A 13433-nucleotide genomic window follows, 5' to 3' on the forward strand; every position below is an offset into this window, starting at 1 on the left:
GAGCCGTTCGATCCGCCGACTGTTCGGAGCGTCTCAGTCGTTCGCTTGGGCTCGTTGGCTCCTGACTCCGATGCCGTTCCACCGGCCGATGCGGTTCTCGAATTTCTCGTCCCGCACGTGCTCGAGCGCGCGTCGTGGGGGGCCCTCGATTACTTGCTCGTCGTGCTCCCGTCCGGGACGGACGCGCTCCCACGCGTTGCACTGGAGGACGTCGGACTCGACGGAACGATCGCGGTCGGTGACGTACGCGATGGGGGTGATTTCGAACGGGTCCGGGACGCCGTTCGGGAACTCTCCTCGGCTACGTCGGTGATCGGGGCTATCGGAACCGCACGCGGGGACGCTCCTGGCGGACAGGCCGGACTCGCGGACGCAAGCAACGTCTCTCTCACGGAATCTGCCTCCGGGTTCGTCCCTGCGTGCGCCAAGAATCCGGCCCGTCCGTGCGTTCACCGGGCCGTCGATGCGGATATCGATCGTCCGTATCTCGGAACGCTTTCACTCGAGGAGACGACCGACGGCAGCCGGGAACGAGCGAACGGGACATCGGCTGGCGGCGATCGAGCGGCGGCGACCGGCTGCTTGACGAGTCGTTCCGACGGGGACGAACCGGGGTGTGATCCGACTCGAGCGGTCGCCATCGCGGTAACGGACCTGATCGGACTGGTCAATCGCCGCCACGTCGCTCGCGGCCAGACCGCGTGATACGTCGCCGTTCGGTAGCTTCAGCTTCGCCGTAGAGAAACTGGTCTCGTCACGCAATATAAAAACGTGAACCTGTGAAGGTAGTTCTCGAACGACTGGAAATGCCATCATAAAGTATCTCCGTCAGTCGCCTACCGTAGGGTGTGGTGATACCATGTCATGGACGATAGTCGTCGGGGTCAAACAGGTACCCGACGCCGACGAGGTCGGTATCGACCCGGACACGGGTCGGCTCGACCGGGCGAGTGCGCCCGCGGTGATGAACGGGCCGGATCGGGAGGCCCTCGAGGCCGCCTTCAGGATCCGGGATCAGGTCGGCGGCGAGGTAATCGCGATGAGTATGGGGCCGCCGAACGCCAAGACCGTCCTCAAAGAGGCCGTCGCGATGGGCTGTGACGACGCCGTGTTGATCTCGGACCGTGCCTTCGGTGGCAGCGACACGTGGCCGACGAGTCTGACGCTCGCCCGGGCGGCCGAGGCGCTCGAGGCCGATGTCGTCATCTGCGGCGAGGAGACGACCGACTCCTCGACGGGCCAGGTTCCTCCGGGAATCGCGGCCCACAACGGCTGGGCACAACTGACCTACGCCGAGGCCGTCGACGCACGGCCCGAGGAGGACCGGCTCGCCGCTCGTCGCGACGTGGAGGGGGGACACGAACTCGTCGCCGCGGACCTTCCCGTCGTCGTCGCCGCGGCCTACGGCGAGTTCGATCCACGTCCCGCACCGTTACACCGGAAGATATACGGCGAGAACGACTTCGAGCCGACGGTCTGGGATGCCGAGGATCTCGAGATCAAAGACGAGGTCGGCCTCGAGGTGTCGCCGACCTCCGTCGGTGGGATGGAGACGGTCGATCCGGTCGAGCGCAAGGGTGAGGTCGTCGACGAGATCGACGACCTCGCCGACTCGATCGAGGAGGTGGTAGCATGAGCGACGACGACGAATTCGAGAACGGCGTCGTCGACGTCGAGGAGTACGACGACGTCTGGGTGTTCGTCGAGGAACACGACGGCGAGGTCATGTCCGTCTCGTGGGAACTGCTCGACGAGGCCGAACGGCTGGCCGACGAACTCGGCGACGATCTCGTCGCGCTGGCGATCGGCGAGGACCTGGACGACGTCGCCGAGGAGGCCCTCGAACGGGGTGCCGACCGCGTGCTCGTCGCCGACGACCCGGTGTTCGAGCCCTACCGAGCCGACCCCTACGGCGAGCAGTTCCGCGCGATGGTCGAAAAGCGCAAGCCTTCGATCGTCCTCATCGGCGGAACCCACACCGGCCGGGACTTCGCCGGCCGCGTCGCGGTGCCGGCCCACGCGGGCCTGACCGCCGACGTGACCGAACTCGGCGTCGACGACGACGGCCTGCTCGAGGCCCGTCGCCCCGCCTTCGGCGGCGACGTCTTGGCGACGATCCTCTGTGAGGAACACCGGCCCCAGATGGCGACGATCCGGCCCGGCGTCTTCGAGGCCGCCGAACCCGACGGAGACGCCGACGGCGAGATCGTCGAGGCCGATGTCGTCGTCGAAGAGGACGACGCCATCAGTGAAGTCCTCGAGCGCGAGGTCGGCGACACCGCCGACATCACCGAGGCCGAGCGGATCGTCGCCGTCGGACACGGTATCGATGGCGACCTCGAGCCGGCCCGGAAACTCGCCGACGCCCTCGATGCGGAGATCGCGGCGAGCCGTGCCGCGGTCGACGAGGGCTGGGTCGACGGTGCGCGACAGGTCGGCCAGACCGGCAAGACCGTCCGCCCCGAACTGTACGTCGCCGTCGGTATCAGCGGCGCGGTCCAGCACCTCGAGGGGATGAACAAAAGCGAGACGGTCGTCGCGATCAACAACGACCCGAACGCGCCGATCTTCGAACACGCCGACCACGGGATCGTGGCCGATCTGGTCGACGCCTGTCCCGAACTCGCCGAACGGTTCGACGAAGCTGCGGAACCGCAGGAGGTGGTACAATGAGCCCAGAACTTGAAAGCGACACCGTAGCCGACCCGAACTACGATGACGAGTTCGATGCCATCGTCGTCGGTGCCGGCCTCGCCGGGAGCGCCGCCGCCCTGACGATGGCGAACCGTGGACTCGACGTACTGCTGATCGAACGCGGTTCCTCGCCGGGAGCCAAGAACGTCTTCGGCGGGGTGCTCTACACCCCGACGATCCGCGAGTTGACCGACTTCGACGACGCACCGGTCGAGCGGTACGTCGCCGAGCGACGGTTCAGTATGCTGAGCAAGGACGACGAGACCGCAGTCTCGCTGCGTCCCGGCGAGTGGCACGAGAAGCCCCACAACGACTCCTACACCGTCCTTCGCGGCGACTTCGACGAGTGGTTCGCCGAACAGGCCGCCGAGGAAGGTGCGACCCTGCTGAACTCGACGACGGTGACCGGGCTGATCCGCGAGGACGGCCGCATCGCCGGCGTCGAGACCGACCGACCGGACGGGACCATCCGCGCGCCGTACGTCGTGCTCGCTGAGGGTGGCAACTCGCTGGTCAGCGAAGGAGCGAACCTCAAGCAGACCGAAACCCGCGAAAACGTCGCCGTCGGCGTCAAGGAAGTCCTCGAGTTCCCACAACGGGACGAGGTCATCGAGGATCGGTTCCGGCTGACCGACGAGGCCGGCGTCTCCTATCACTACTTCGGCGAGGGAGCCGTCGGCGACGCCTTCGGTGGCGGGTTCATTTACACCAACGAGGACACAGTAAGCATCGGCGTCGCCTACCGGATCGAGGACGCCGCGGCCCACGATCAGTCCCCGGAGGAGACGCTGAACGCGTTCAAGTCCCATCCGGCGGTCGCGCCGCTGGTACGGAACGCCCGAACCGTCGAGTACAGCGCGAAGACGATCCCCGAAGGCGGTGCCGAGAGCATCCCCGACCTCGTCCACGACGGCGCGGCCATCGTCGGCGACGCGGCCGGTCTGGTGCTCAACAACGGCGTCCACCTCGAGGGGACGAACATGGCCGTCGAGAGCGGCTACCACGCGGGCAACGCGATCGCCCGTGCGGCGGACAAGGGCCGCGTCGGGGCCGACGCCTTGCAGGCCTACCCCGAGTCGCTCGAGGAGTCGTTCGTCGTGAAGAACCTCGAACACTACCAGTGGATGATGAACGCGGTCGAGGAGGACCGTGACCTGCTGTTCGAGGACCTACCGCGTGCCTTCGCCGACGCCGGCACGGAGTACTTCCGGATGGATCGCCAGCCGAAAGAATCCCACGCCAAAAACGCGAAAAGCGCCGTCCTGAGCGCCGTCGGCGGCTGGACTGGCGCTGCAAAACTCGCCCTGCGATACCGAAAGGTGGTGACCTGATATGAGCGTTCAACCCCAGACTCCCGACCTCGACAACGACTCGATGGAGGATCGCCTCTACACTGTCAAGTACGAAGACCCCGGGGACTCACACCTCGACGTGAAAGTCGAGGACGTCTGCATGCAGTGTGAAACCAACGACTGCGTGCGCGTCTGTCCGGCCAACGTCTGGCGCGAGGGCGACGACGGCGTTCCCCACATTGCCTACGAGAACTGCCTCGAGTGCTCGAGTTGCCGGTTCGCCTGCGAGTACGACAACGTCGTGTGGACGTACCCGGAACGCGGTGCCGGGATGACGTTCAAACACGGCTGAGCAGTGGTCCCCGACGGCTGCAATCGTCCACCCCGTTCCCAATCACCGGGAACCGGTTACCCGTTTATTGGGTGAGAAACACACACGAGACAATAGAGGGAGATCTCCATGACCGACCGACTCGCCACCGACGACGGACCCGAAATCGCGACCAAAGAAGACGCCGCCGTGACGGCCTACGACGCACTCAGCGACGCCGGCTGTGAATCCGTCGTGACGTCGATGCCCCAGCGGACCAGATCGACGTGGATCGTTCCCGCAACCAGCGAGGAGAGTACCTGGCGCGTCCACATCGATCCACGGACCGGGAATACCCGGATCGTCGAAACGCCGGAGTGAGAACCCAACAGGACTCGCCTCGCCCCTTGATGTCCTCCCATCCCCGAAAGGGTGGCTTCCGCACGTTATGTGTCAGATCGGGTGTTCGAGCGACTCCATCAACACCTCGACGTTCGCCGACTCCTCGGCGAACGGCTCCGGATAACTGCCCAGTACGACGAGCAGATCGTCGTCGTGGAGGAACGAACTGACGACGACATCGACGTCGACGGTCCGGCCCTGGAACTCCGTTTCCCCGACGAACGCGTCCACGTCCCGTCCCTCACCGAGGATCGGGAGCTGGAACGTCTCGTCGTGCTCGAGGTCCTCGAGGGCGAACCCGTCCTCACCCTCGCCACCCTCGAGCTGTTCTAGAAACTCCTCGAGCAGTTCCTCGTTCGAGAGCCCGTCCAGCGGGTTGACCGAGTAGCCGGCCACCTCCATCCCGGGAACAGAGACGGCGGCGAAAACGCTTGCCTCGTGGGTCTGGCCCTCGAAGTCGCGGTCTTTCGTGTAGACTGACGTCCAGATCCCGGCCCGGACCTCGCGCTCGAGGCCGGCGACCTCGACGGTCTCTTCGAACGACTGTTCCTCGACTTCGTCTTCGACGTACCCCGTCCCCTCGAGCGTGGCGTCGCTCGGTGCGGCCCGTCGGGCCGTAAACTCGAGAGGTGCGTTCCCCAGGGCGAAATCGAGACAGCCTGCGGTCAACGCGAGCGTTCCCGTCGCGCCGGCGGCGAGTAGCGATCGGCGAGATGTAGTCATCACGTCAGTGGTACGCCAGGGGATGCATATTCCTTACGGCTCCTGTGATCGTGGAGACAAGATTTTCCGTCGTTCTGATAGCCCAACGACACGAATTACGGGTCGATCGTGACAGTTCCGGTGTCACGGAGCGTGAGACGGTGTGGGCAAGAGCACCAACAGTTATCGGGGTCGCCCGCACCTGTCTAAACATGACCGAGTTCGCAGACCGGGTCGAACGGGTTTCGATCAGCGGCATCCGCGAAGTGTTCGAAGCAGCGGGCGAGGACGCGATCAACCTCGGGTTGGGCCAGCCCGACTTCCCGACACCCGAACACGCCCGGCAGGCGGCGGTAGACGCCATCGAAGACGGAAAGACTGACGCCTACACGTCGAACAAGGGGACCCGAGAGCTCCGGGAGGCGATCGCCGGCAGGTACGACCACGACTACGGCCTCGAGGTCGATCCCGAGAACACGATCGCCACCTCGGGCGGTAGCGAGGCACTGTTGCTCGCGCTCGAGGCCCACGTCGATCCCGGTCAGGAAGTGATCTTCCCCGACCCGGGCTTTGTCTCCTACGACGCGCTGACGAAGATTGCCGACGGGACGCCGAAGCCGGTGTCGCTGCGGGAAGACCTGACCCTCGATCCAGCGACCGTCGAGGACGCGATCACCGACGAGACGGCCGCGTTCATCGTCAACAGCCCCGCGAACCCGACGGGGGCCGTCCAGAGCGAGGCGGATATGCGGGAGTTCGCCCGCATCGCCGACGAGCACGACGTGCTCTGTCTCTCCGACGAGGTCTACGAGAAGATCGTCTTCGATGGCGAGCACCGCTCGCCGATGGAGTTCGCCCAGACGGACAACGTCGTCGTCGTCAGTGCGTGCTCGAAGACCTACTCGATGACGGGCTGGCGGCTCGGTTGGGTAATCGGTTCGAACCGTCGAATCGAGCGGATGCTGCGAGTCCACCAATACGGGCAGGCCTGCGCCTCCGCACCGGCCCAGTTCGCTGCCGAGGCCGCGCTTACCGGACCGCAAGACCCTGTCGAGGAGATGGTCGACGCCTTCGAACAGCGTCGGGACATCGTCGTCGACGGTCTCGAGGACGCCGGGCTCGAGGTACCGACTCCCGAAGGCGCGTTCTACGCCATGCCGAAGGTACCCGACGGCTGGGTCGACGAAGTCCTCGACCGAGACGTCGTCGTCGTTCCCGGCGACGCGTTCGGCGAACACGGCGACGGCTACGCCCGGCTCTCCTACGCGACCGCGACGGAAGACCTCAAGGAGGCACTCGAGATCATGGGGAACGCGACTCGAGCGGTCCGATAGCTGACTGGCCGGCGATTTCGATTCGCGTTCGCTGCGTTCGATACCTCGGTCGCTCTTTCTCGTGGCCACTCGAGGGTGGACTTAAGCGTTCCAACTGTGCAGCGAGACGGGACTCCGAGTGACTTTCGCTCATCCACCAGGAGAGCAGTTGTTCGTGGACGGGGTCGCCGGTTTCGGCCAACTTCCGGTTCAGCGTCGATTGATACGACTGGACAACAGTCAGTACACACCCGATCGCGTCTCGACGCCCGTCGCGGAACTCGACGGCGTCTCGAGTGCGATCGGTGTGTGCATGGTTTTGTCCGGCAGTATGAACCGACCGATCCTGTTCGACCGTCACATTGACGAAGCGAATCCCGCTTTGCTGGAATCACTACGAGACCAAAACGGTGCGTCGGTACCTTCCGACGACTCGAGGCTCGTGGATCGAAACTCGAGACACGAGACCCGAAAACCCGGCAGGAACGAGACGTTCGACCACGGGTCCCGAACGCAGAGCCGTGGTCCCTTCGTACGAACCCGCTTCAGCGGTGACTTCGCAGGAACTCCTCGAGTTGGGCTGCGACGCCCGGTAACGACTCGTACTCGAGGACGTCGACGGCGTCGTTGCCCCGGATCATGGCGGACAACTCGTGGTCGGCGTCGGGCCGGTACAGCCCACAAACGGGTGTCCCTCGAGCGACGAGGCGACCGATCTCGTAGCCCACGCCCAGGCTGGGGATGGTCACTTCGGCCACCGCGACGTCGGCTTCGCGGAGCCAGGCCATGTCCTGCTCGTAGATGTCCGCGTCGGTCAGCCCTGCCTCCGCTTCCGACTCCTCGACATCTTCGTCGGCGACGTGCTCGGTGAGGACGGTGCCGTGCTCCTCGAGGAGATCGATCAGATCCGCGTAGAGGTCGACGTCCGAGCGGCCGCCACGGATCGAACCGGCGAAGTAGATTTTCATGCCGGCGCGGTTCCGACCACGAACGTATCAACGTTTTGTCTCCGGTCGAGTTCGATGGCCGCGATCGAGGCCCGCTTTTCGACCGCACGACGGCCTCGCATTCGGCCGGTCGAACGGTCCGCATCGATCCTGCCGGGGGCGAGGTCGTCGCGACTGCAACGAGCGGCGTGAGGGGAAGAGGGGAAGAGAAGGGAGACAGCGCGGAGAACAGGACCGCGGGGGTCGCTACACTGCGTCGACGACCGCTTCCATCGTCGTTCGCTTTTCTTCCTCGGTTATCCCGTCGACGAAGCCCACGCGGACCGCGTCGACGCCGTCGATCGCGGCGTACTCGGCGACCCACGAACGAACCTCCGCTGGCGTTCCCGCGGGTGCGAGTTCGTCGAGCACTTCCTCGGAGAGCGAAGCGGCCATCGCGTCCGTATCGCGGTCATCCCAGGCCGAACGAATCTCCTCGACCACGTCGGGGTAGCCTTGCTCCGCGACAGAGTTGCCGTAGTACGGGCCGTACGCGCCGATCATAAACGCGATCGTCTTGCGGGCCTTCCGGCGGGCTGTCTCTCGGTCCTCACTCGCGATCCCACGGACGATCGGGGCGACTCGAAGCTCGTCGAGGCTCTTCCCGCCGAGTTCGGCACCACGCTGTAGGTCCACGAGTCGATCCTCGAGCCCGCCCGTCGTGAACAGCTGAGGGGTCCAGCCGTCGCCGAACCGCCCGGCCAGCTCGGTCGCTTTCGGGCCGAGCGTGCCGACATCGATCGGTGGCGGCGAGTCGGGGACGCCACGCTCGTAGTCGAGCCCCGCGATTTCGAATATCTCGCCGTCGTACTTGGGGGTTCCGTCCTCGTAGACCGCCCGGAGTACCTCGATCGTCTCCCGCGTCCGCCGGAGCGGACGGTCGAACTCCCGGCCGTGCCACCGCTCCGTGATCGCGGGTGAACTCGGACCCAGTCCGAGCCGAAACCGGCCGTCGGCAGCGTCTTGCAGCGTCAGCGCCGTCTGTGCCAGCATCGCCGGCGAGCGGCCGTACGGGGAGACGACGTCGTTCGAGATACCCAACTCGTCCGTTCGGTCCGCAGCCAGCGTCAGCGGCGGCACGACGTTCCAGCCGGTGGTCTCGCCGGTCGTGAGACGATCGAACCCCAACCGTTCTGCCTCGACGGCCCGATCGGCCACGTCCTGTGGGCGGTCGTAGTCGTTCAACGAGACCAGGAGATCGATTTCCTCGCTCACGGGTACACCCTCCGCGTCGCGTCTCGGTCGGCTCGTGGCGTTGCCATCACCCTCGAGCGCGGCACCGAATCACATAAAACGTCGGGCTCGTGGCGACTCCTGCGTTGCACGCACAGCCTACGTCCCCGCGTCCCCGCCCGTTCCGTTCGCGTTCCCGAGAACTACGTCGCAGTGTTCGACCGCCGCTTCGACGTGGGCCCGTGCCTCCTCGTGGTCGACCCCCTCGAGTTCGTCGAGCAAGTCGCGAACGGTCTCGACTCGCTCGCGGACGATTTCGTCCTCGAGGTCGCTCACGGCGGCGTCGCGGGCGACCGCTTCGGCTTCACCGAGTACGCGGCTGCTCGAGCGTTCGATCGGCAGTTCGCTGGTCGCCTCGAGGTGGCGGGCGAGTTCGGCGACGTGTGCCCGGTCCGAATCGTTGTCGGTCACGGCCGTTCTACGGCGGCCGCCGTCGTTATCGTTTCGCCGATGTCGGGTCAGTAGCCCTAACGAAACAACTGCACCGATTTGCACACTGATCGCCGAGCCGTCCGGCGAGCAGGTCAAAATGGCTTGGAGTGGCTACTATAGCCGTAGAGCCTTTCTAAACCGATACAGCCACTCGGCACCGTCGTAGACGAGTGTCGCCTCGAGCGTGCCCTCGGTCTCCCGCCGGACGGGTGCCACAGTAGTACGGCTTCCCGTGTCGACCTGCCGTAGCCCACGGTATTATACGACAGTTCGTCGTCACACGAGGTATGTCGCTCGCGAGAACCGGCGACGGTCCCGGGGCGACGCTGCGAGCGTACTGGTCGCAGGTCCACCCCGTCTTCATGTTGCCGCCGCTGGCTGCCTCCCTGTTCGGTGCGGTCCTCGCCAGAGAGGTCGTCCCCTCGATCGCGACGGCCCACGTCGTCGCGATGTTCGCGGCGGTCTACACCGCCCACGTCAAGGACGGCTACGTCGACTTCCACGTCCGCGGTGAGGACGACGACCACCCGCTGACCGAACGCGGCTGTCGGGTCGGGATCGCCCTCTCGACTGCCCTGTTCGCGGTCGCCACGCTCCTTTTGACCGTCGCAGCCGGTCCGATCGCCGCCGCGCTGACGGTCCCGACCTGGCTGATCGCGTACCACCACGCGCCGCAGTTGGATACGAACCCGCTGACGGCGACGACCGGATACCCACTCGGAATCGCACTCGCGTTGCTCGGGGGCTTCTACGTCCAGGCCGGGACGCTTTCTCCCGTCTCCGTCGGTTTCGCGGTCGTCTTCCTCGTGTTGCTATCTGGAGTCAAGGTGATCGACGACGCCCAGGACTACGCGTACGATCGGTCGATCCGAAAACGGACGGTCGCGGTGATCGTGGGGCCCAGGCGAGCCTACGGCGTCGCGTACGGGCTGATGGCGACCGCGTTGCTCGCGGTTGCCGGTTTCGCCGCCGTGCGGGTTTTCCCGCCGTCGTCAGTACTGGCGGCGCTCGCGTTTGCGGCGGTCGCCGTCCTCGCCCGGCGTGCCGACCCGACCGTCGCGACGATGCTGCTTATTCGGGGGTCGTACGTCTTCCTCGCGGTGCTTGTCGCGGCAGTGTGGTTCGAGCCGCTCGCCCGAGTCTGGTGAGACGGCCCGACTCGAGGCACGCTACACTGCGAGTTCGATGTAGCCGAACTGCCAGAGGGCCAGCATCGCGAGCCACAGCACCACGTTCGCCGCACCCACGGCGGCGAAGACGAGGCCGACCCAGTTGCGGTGCATCACCTTCTTCACCTGGAAGCCGCTGTAGGCGGCGATCAGCCCGACGATCGGCAGGAACATCGAAATCGCGGCGGAGGCGATCGCTCCCCACAGGTGCGTGGGGCTCTCGCCGTGAGCCCGTCGAATGTCGTCCGTCAGCGACAGCGTTTCGGTCGTCATTGCTCGAGCGTTGGGGCCGAACGAATATAAACTGACCGGTCAGTCAACACAGGCCGCTTCGTGCTCTCTTTTCGGAGGTATCTTCGGATCGTGAACATCGATATCGACGAGGGCAACCGGAGTCGAGGTCACGGTACGGCCGTTATCGAGCGTGTGAAAGAAATAGCTCGCGGGCGAGGGTGTGACCATATCAAAGTCTCTTGTGAGTGGCAAAACGAGGGTGCACGCCGTTTCTACCGCAATACGGAGTTCCAACCGAAACAAGTCGACTACGTACAGTCACTGAAGTAAGTCGAAGTACGCCTCTGACTGCTCCAAGAACCAATGAGTAAATAGTTCGGCACTGTCTAGTTGAGCCAGTTTGAGAAGTGAGCAGGTCGTTGAGTTAATTTGGACTAATGCTCGCAGACCTGCTCAGCGAGAGCTACGACGCGAATTTAGAAGAATCTTGGGAGAACGAGCGGACGGCGACGCCCGTCAGGGCGTTCGCCGTCCGTCTCCATCAGACAGGTTGTTCTCTTCGGGAGACAGCAACGATTCTGGCTGAATTAGGCATTGAGCGCTCTCACGGAGCGGTCTGGAACTGGGTACATCGGCTGGCTGACAGCGGACACGACCCGCCTGAGGTGCAGCCGAAGCGGGTCGCAGTTGACGAGACCGCTGTCAAAATCAACGGCGAGTGGTCTTGGTTATACGCTGCAATAGACACCGAAACGAAGCTGATTCTCGATGTCGCGTTGTTTGGTCGGCACGGAACCGATCCGGCAGCTGCGTTTCTGCATCGACTTAACGAGAAATACGATCTCTCCGACACCGTATTTCTCGTCGATCAATTCGGATATCGGACTGCCCTTGCTCGATTAGGGTTAAGCGGTCGGGTCAACTATACCGAGCGAAACCTCATCGAAAAGTGGTTTCACACCCTCAAAGTGCGCATCGACCGCTTCCATAACTCGTGGGTGGGCAGTCGGGCGAGTGCACGCGAATGGTTTGAACAATTCATGCACTACTACAACCGCCAGAGACCGCATCAAGCTCTCGATACCCTGTTGCACGCTTTCGAAATTAGGGCCAAAAACCAGATGATGTTGCAGGTTTCTCTGAACAGGGTTGGCTACTAATGCCCACATCCGGGTACCAAGCATCAACTAATTTTGCACATGCAACGGGCTACTCGACGGAAAGACGCCGATCGAGGAGGTGCAGAACTAGACGGTGCCAAATACTAGATTTTGTCTATTCTGAATGACTAGCTTGATAGTAAACTTACAAGTAAACTTCTGAGTTTACCGAGAGGGAGACCCCCCACTCCACTGTTTCAAGTGTCGATCTATACCGGGGAGGAGCTACGAAGGAATGAAGACAAAGGACGGTGAAGAACGATCTGGGCACGGATACGAGCGTTTCATCAGGCTCAACCATGGTCCTTCGCACGGTGCCGGGACGCAACTTACGTCCCACTCCTTTCCGTGTCCCCTTACTCGTCTTCAACGGATTCGTCGTCTAAATACTCAACAAGACGATTCTCAACCCTATCCACCTCACCTTCATCCAGTACATCAAACCGGACAAACTCATCACGATTATCCTCCAATTTGGATAGATTACCCGCTACTTTCTCACGTTCAATATCTACATCGTCATCAATACCGTTCACACATCCTTCGATAGTGATTTTGAGTGCATTCAAACGTTCCTTATATACATCGCGATGAATTGAACATTGATAATATTTCTCCCCATCATTTATGGATTGGTCAACTGATCTATATGTGCGGTCAAGCAGTAACGGTACATATTGATCTACCTTGTAATCCGACGCTCCAATCGTCTCCTTCAACACATCGACAAAATCACTCTCCTCGATGGTACCATCTTCGTTAAGACTGTGTACAAGGAGATCATCATACATATACCGCGCACACGCCATCACCACATCAGCCGTTTTCTCTACGCTATTGGGGGTTGAGGTCCAGTCAACATGTTCAGGATTTATTACAGCATCCTCGTCATCCGATGTATGATTAAGTATTGTACGTTGATCCGTTGAGTCAAGCGTGTATTCATGTGATTCAGCGTCTGGATCATACGATTCCGCCAATGGCCCCGATGATGAAGACGAAGAGGACGATGTTGAACGAGAGGTGTTCTCTTTTTCTTTTTCCTTCTGCTGAGAAATAGCCCCCCCACCGGGGGTGGTGGATGAATCCTTTTCGAGAATGTCCTTGATTTCCCGAATTTCCTCCTCAACACGGCTGTACCGGTCGTTATCCAGGTATTCTATCATCGCACGTTCGAGATGTTCGTTCGGATCACCTACTACGTTTTCACAGAAATTCTCGAAGTCACGAATGAGTCCTTTGTCTACTGACCACCAGAGTTGTTCCCTGTTGCCAGAGCCTTGATACCGGTTAGTGCGATTCTGTGAGCTATTCTCCGACGATTCGTCGGGATTGGTTGGAATTTCCGACATATTGGATAATTGGGGTTGGTGGGCCTTAGTTCTTATCCAGTTTGTACATACTACTACTATACTTTTACATAGCAATTAGTTAGTTAGTTAGTTATCTTGTTTTTGGAGAGAAGGAATAATTGTTCTCGGGTGGTATTCACAACCACCCTCCTAA

Annotated in this window: 14 protein-coding genes and 2 pseudogenes; 10 read left to right on the top strand and 6 right to left on the bottom strand. The window is 62.4% G+C overall.

The features are described from left to right. The 6 genes and pseudogenes from C446_RS05970 to C446_RS05995 all read left to right on the top strand — a co-directional run. Nucleotides 1-705 (top strand): annotated as a pseudogene (locus C446_RS05970) (iron-sulfur cluster assembly protein); the annotation flags it as partial. A 154-nt stretch (nt 706-859) separates the two neighbouring features. Beyond that, nucleotides 860-1636 carry an electron transfer flavoprotein subunit beta/FixA family protein gene (locus tag C446_RS05975; protein WP_006672179.1) on the top strand — a complete coding sequence of 259 codons (777 nt, stop codon included), beginning with the start codon at nt 860-862 and terminating at the stop codon, nt 1634-1636. Beyond that, nucleotides 1633-2673: an electron transfer flavoprotein subunit alpha/FixB family protein gene (locus C446_RS05980; protein WP_006672180.1), complete on the top strand. Its 1041-nt coding sequence runs from the start codon at nt 1633-1635 to the stop codon at nt 2671-2673. The genes C446_RS05975 and C446_RS05980 overlap by 4 nt, the downstream gene beginning before the upstream one ends. Further along, a complete protein-coding gene (locus C446_RS05985; protein ID WP_006672181.1) occupies nt 2670-4025 on the top strand; it encodes an FAD-dependent oxidoreductase in 1356 nt (451 codons plus the stop codon). The genes C446_RS05980 and C446_RS05985 overlap by 4 nt, the downstream gene beginning before the upstream one ends. 1 nt (nt 4026) lies before the next feature. Further along, a complete protein-coding gene (locus C446_RS05990; RefSeq protein WP_006672182.1) occupies nt 4027-4338 on the top strand; it encodes a ferredoxin family protein in 312 nt (103 codons plus the stop codon). 108 nt (nt 4339-4446) lie between these two features. Further along, the gene (locus tag C446_RS05995) at nt 4447-4677 is read left to right on the top strand and encodes a hypothetical protein (protein WP_006672183.1); all 231 of its coding nucleotides are present in this window, start codon (nt 4447-4449) and stop codon (nt 4675-4677) included. Between the two features lie 72 nt (nt 4678-4749). On the opposite strand, the gene C446_RS06000 is transcribed toward C446_RS05995, so the two are convergent. Continuing rightward, entirely contained in the window at nt 4750-5421 is a 672-nt protein-coding gene (locus C446_RS06000) for a DUF6517 family protein (RefSeq protein WP_006672184.1), read from the bottom strand. Between the two features lie 191 nt (nt 5422-5612). Between C446_RS06000 and C446_RS06005 the strand changes: the two genes are divergently transcribed. Beyond that, nucleotides 5613-6734, top strand: a complete 1122-nt coding sequence (locus C446_RS06005; protein ID WP_006672185.1) for a pyridoxal phosphate-dependent aminotransferase — start codon at nt 5613-5615, stop codon at nt 6732-6734. A gap of 524 nt (nt 6735-7258) precedes the next feature. On the opposite strand, the gene C446_RS06015 is transcribed toward C446_RS06005, so the two are convergent. The 3 genes from C446_RS06015 to C446_RS06025 form a co-directional block, all read right to left on the bottom strand. Beyond that, nucleotides 7259-7681 carry a nucleoside 2-deoxyribosyltransferase gene (locus C446_RS06015; RefSeq protein WP_006672187.1) on the bottom strand — a complete coding sequence of 141 codons (423 nt, stop codon included), beginning with the start codon at nt 7679-7681 and terminating at the stop codon, nt 7259-7261. 225 nt (nt 7682-7906) lie between these two features. Then, nucleotides 7907-8914 (bottom strand): TIGR04024 family LLM class F420-dependent oxidoreductase, encoded by a 1008-nt coding sequence (locus tag C446_RS06020; RefSeq protein ID WP_006672188.1) that lies wholly within the window; start codon nt 8912-8914, stop codon nt 7907-7909. A gap of 117 nt (nt 8915-9031) precedes the next feature. After that, the gene (locus C446_RS06025; RefSeq protein WP_006672189.1) at nt 9032-9343 is read right to left on the bottom strand and encodes a hypothetical protein; all 312 of its coding nucleotides are present in this window, start codon (nt 9341-9343) and stop codon (nt 9032-9034) included. Between the two features lie 308 nt (nt 9344-9651). On the opposite strand from C446_RS06025, the gene C446_RS06030 reads away from it, so the two are divergent. Continuing rightward, nucleotides 9652-10512, top strand: coding sequence for a UbiA family prenyltransferase (locus tag C446_RS06030; RefSeq protein WP_006672190.1), 861 nt, complete (start codon nt 9652-9654; stop codon nt 10510-10512). Between the two features lie 21 nt (nt 10513-10533). Here the strand turns inward: C446_RS06030 and C446_RS06035 are convergent, their stop codons facing one another. Beyond that, nucleotides 10534-10806 (bottom strand): hypothetical protein, encoded by a 273-nt coding sequence (locus C446_RS06035; protein ID WP_006672191.1) that lies wholly within the window; start codon nt 10804-10806, stop codon nt 10534-10536. 69 nt (nt 10807-10875) lie between these two features. Between C446_RS06035 and C446_RS17855 the strand changes: the two are divergent. Together C446_RS17855 and C446_RS06040 are read left to right on the top strand one after the other, a co-directional pair. Continuing rightward, a pseudogene (locus C446_RS17855) lies at nt 10876-11097 on the top strand (GNAT family N-acetyltransferase); the annotation flags it as partial. A gap of 107 nt (nt 11098-11204) precedes the next feature. Next, nucleotides 11205-11927, top strand: a complete 723-nt coding sequence (locus C446_RS06040) for an IS6 family transposase (protein ID WP_006672192.1) — start codon at nt 11205-11207, stop codon at nt 11925-11927. 356 nt (nt 11928-12283) lie between these two features. On the opposite strand, the gene C446_RS18605 is transcribed toward C446_RS06040, so the two are convergent. Then, entirely contained in the window at nt 12284-13279 is a 996-nt protein-coding gene (locus C446_RS18605) for a hypothetical protein (RefSeq protein WP_152419385.1), read from the bottom strand. Between the last annotated feature and the right edge of the window lie 154 nt (nt 13280-13433).

Source organism: Halobiforma nitratireducens JCM 10879, assembly GCF_000337895.1.
GTDB lineage: Archaea > Halobacteriota > Halobacteria > Halobacteriales > Natrialbaceae > Natronobacterium > Natronobacterium nitratireducens.